This is a genomic window from Pseudoalteromonas sp. S327 (genome assembly GCF_005886415.1).
Lineage (GTDB): Bacteria > Pseudomonadota > Gammaproteobacteria > Enterobacterales > Alteromonadaceae > Pseudoalteromonas > Pseudoalteromonas atlantica.
Window position 1 is genome coordinate 1 of the sequence record NZ_PNDP01000085.1, and the last position, 347, is coordinate 347.

Annotated in this window: 1 rRNA gene; it reads right to left on the minus strand. The window is 47.6% G+C overall.

Annotation, left to right across the window (positions count from 1 at the left end):
- Positions 1-347, minus strand: a 23S ribosomal RNA gene (locus tag CWB60_RS19680); the annotation flags it as partial.

Sequence of the window (347 nt, forward strand, 5' to 3'; positions counted from 1 at the left end):
ATCACAGATAGGAGCGTACATTCTCACTAAGTTACGTTTCGATTTTGACTAGTTCCTTGACCCGAGTTCTCTCAAGCGCCTTAGTATTCTCTACCTGACCACCTGTGTCGGTTTGGGGTACGATTCGGTATAATCTGAAGCTTAGAGGCTTTTCCTGGAAGTATGGCATCAGCAACTTCACACCCTTGGGTGCTCGTCTCGTGTCTCAGCCTAACAGCAACCCGGATTTACCTAAGTCGCTAGCCTACTCACTTTCACATCGACAACCATCGCCAAGCTATCATAGCCTTCTCCGTCCCCCCAACGCAATTATACCAACAACCGAAATAAAAATCCGTTACCCAACG